Origin of the sequence: Microcystis sp. M_QC_C_20170808_M3Col, from assembly GCF_007095505.1 — a bacterium.
Lineage (GTDB): Bacteria > Cyanobacteriota > Cyanobacteriia > Cyanobacteriales > Microcystaceae > Microcystis.
In genome coordinates, this window is the sequence record NZ_SFBY01000008.1 from 1 (window position 1) to 3,136 (window position 3,136).

Here is a 3,136-nt window from a genome sequence, read left to right on the forward strand (position 1 = left end):
CGAAACGAATAGGCTTTTTCCATGTCTCACATTTTAGCATATATTTGGTAAATGCGCTAGTATTTAACGGTAAAGCCGTCGTAGAACGACGGGGTTTCAGACCCAAAATTTTCGATGACAGTCACAGCCGATTATTTAGAACAACTCAATCCTTCTCAGCGCCTTGCTGTGGAGCATTTTTGCGGCCCCTTGTTGGTGGTTGCTGGAGCAGGATCGGGAAAAACCAGCGCTTTAACCTATCGTATCGCCCATTTGATCCGTCATCACAAGGTCGATCCAGAAAATATTCTCGCAGTCACTTTTACCAATAAGGCGGCCCGGGAAATGAAAACGAGAATTGAAAAAACTTTTGCTCAACAGCAAGCACAGGAAAAATACGGTCAAAGATTAGAACTTTTGGAAGAATACGAACAGAAAAAACTCTTTTCTCAAGTTTATCGCAATTATACTAAAAAACTCTGGATCGGGACTTTTCACAGTCTTTGTGGTCGGATTTTGCGCTATGACATTAATAAATATCAGGATGAATATGGTCATAGTTGGCAAAGGAATTTCTCAATTATGGACGAATCTGATGCCCAGAGTTTAGTAAAAAATATCGTCACTAAACAGATGAATTTAGACGATAAAAAATTTGATGCTCGCAATCTACGTTATGCGATTAGTAATGCCAAAAACTTAGGGTTAACTCCCAGGGATTACGCCAGAGAAAACCCTAATTTTCGGGGAAAGGTTATTTCTGAGGTTTATCAGGCTTATCAGATGCAATTGGCACAAAATAATGCCCTAGATTTTGATGATTTGATACTGGTTCCAGTCCGTCTTTTTCAGCAAAATGAATCTATTCTCGGTTATTGGCATACGCAATTTAAGCATATTTTAGTCGATGAATACCAAGATACTAACCGGATTCAGTACGAGTTAATTCGGCTTTTATCGACTAATGGTGAAACGAAAAAAAGTGAGTGGAATTGGACGGAGCGATCGATTTTTGTGGTGGGTGATGCCGACCAATCGATCTATAGTTTTCGGATGGCGGATTTTACTATTCTGCTCAATTTTCAAGCGGACTTTGGCGATGGTTTACCCGATGATGATACTCGCACGATGGTGAAATTACAGGAAAACTATCGTTCACGGGAGAATATTCTACAAGCGGCAAATAAATTAATTGAAAATAATAGTCAAAGAATTGATAAAGTCCTTGTTCCCACTAGAGAAGGGGGCGATAGTATTTATGTTTTTAAAGCCAGAGATGAACAGGAAGAAGCGGCTTTTGTTATCGATAAAATTCGAGAATTTACCCAAGAAAACCCCGAATTAAATTGGGGTAGTTTTGCCATTCTCTACCGAATTAATGCCCAATCTCGTCCCTTTGAAGATGGGTTAATTCGCAATAATATCCCCTATAATATTGTCGGGGGATTTAAATTCTATGATCGACAGGAGATTAAAGATGCGATCGCTTATTTACGAGTGATTGCCAATCCTGCTGATACCGTTAGTTTACTGAGAATTATTAACACTCCTCGGCGCGGTATTGGTAAAACCACAATCGATAGTTTGCTCAAAGCTGCCCAAGAATTAGGAGTACCTTTATGGGAAATTATCAGCGATGAAACTTCCGTTAATACTCTCGCCGGTCGTGCGACTAAAAGCGTCAATAAGTTAGCTAAAATTATCCAAAACCTGCAAGAAAAAATCACCGATTTATCCGCTAGTGAAATCCTAGATCAAATCATGGAAGATTCGGGATATATCGATGAATTAAAACAGCAGGGAACCGAGGAAGCTGATACCCGGATCGAGAATATTCAAGAATTGTATAGCGCCGTGGTACAATTTCAAGAGGAAAACGAAGAAACCAATCTACAGGAATTTCTCGCTAGTGCGAGTTTAGCCTCGGATTTAGATAATCTTCAGGAAGGTCAAGAAAAAGTCTCCTTAATGACCCTTCATTCGGCCAAAGGTTTAGAGTTTCCCCTCGTCTTTTTAGTCGGTTTAGAACAGGGCATTTTTCCCCATAATCGTAGTTTAAACGATCCCATTGCCCTTGAGGAAGAACGCCGTCTCTGTTATGTGGGAGTCACCCGTGCCAAGGAACAATTATTTTTAACCTACGCAAAAGAAAGATATGTCTGGGGGAATAAAGAGATGAAGGTAGCTTCCCAATTTTTGCAGGAATTGCCCCCAGAATTGCTCACAAGCAACCTGAAACCGAAAAAGACCCCAAAAGTGGTTCCCATTCAAACAACCGCCTCTAATCAAAGAAAATGGGGCGTAGGCGATCGAGTGTTACACTCTACTTTTGGAGAAGGAGAAGTGACCCATATCCTTGGTGAGGGTAAAAAAATGAATCTAGCGGTCAAATTTTCGGGTTTAGGTCAGAAAATCATCGATCCTCGCACCGCACCCATGCAACTTATCCACGAATAGGTAATCATCTGTAGGGTGGGTTAGGCGAAAATAAGTTATAGTCTCACTAAAAATTGAGTATTCGCCGTAACCCACCGGCTTTTTTCTCTCTATCTCCCCACTGATAACTGATTACTGTTCACTGATAACTGACACACCCTGATTCCTCAACTCCGATCGCTACCTGCTGTTAGAATAGAGAATTGCGGTCAGACTGACGATAAAATTGAGAAGCTAAATCCTTGATTCTTAATAGTTGTTGAGAAACTTTCCGCCTACTATCGAAATTATCCGATAATATGGGCAACAGCGAGTTAGTCTATCTCAAGGTCGCGAGAGGACTCCCGTTAGAGCCACCCTTGCTTAACGGGAGATCAATCGCGACCAAAGTGAAACTAACGCGGTAGCGTTTCCACTTTCGAGGGATTTCGCTAGAATACAGAAAGCGGTAAAGCGCGTAAGGGATCACGGAAACCTCCCGATCCTTTGTACCTCGGAACAAATATCGCCCTTGAAAATGTAATGGTGACGGGTCAAGCAGCATAGAAGCTTAACGGCTAAGGTCAAAACAGCCCACAAATAAAATTCAGAGCCGTCCGCCGCCGGGCAGTCGGTAGACGTTAAACTAAAACGCTTGTGGATTCGGTCTGACGGGGGCATAGTCTTCGGATTGTGTCTAGTTAAGAGGAGTAGAAGCAAGAATCTCCCGTCACAGCGTAGC

General features: G+C 41.8%; 1 protein-coding gene. It reads left to right on the forward strand.

What is annotated here, in order from left to right; all coding sequences use genetic code 11:
- Positions 1-114: 114 nt before the first annotated feature.
- On the forward strand, positions 115-2,436 hold the full coding sequence (pcrA, locus tag EWV84_RS00280) for a DNA helicase PcrA (RefSeq protein ID WP_287075624.1): 2,322 nt from the start codon (positions 115-117) through the stop codon (positions 2,434-2,436).
- The last annotated feature ends 700 nt before the right edge of the window (positions 2,437-3,136 follow it).

Bases quoted from the DNA above. Each gene is read 5' to 3' on its own strand.
- pcrA (WP_287075624.1), top strand. From the start codon at position 115: ATGACAGTCACAGCCGATTATTTAGAACAACTCAATCCTTCTCAGCGC.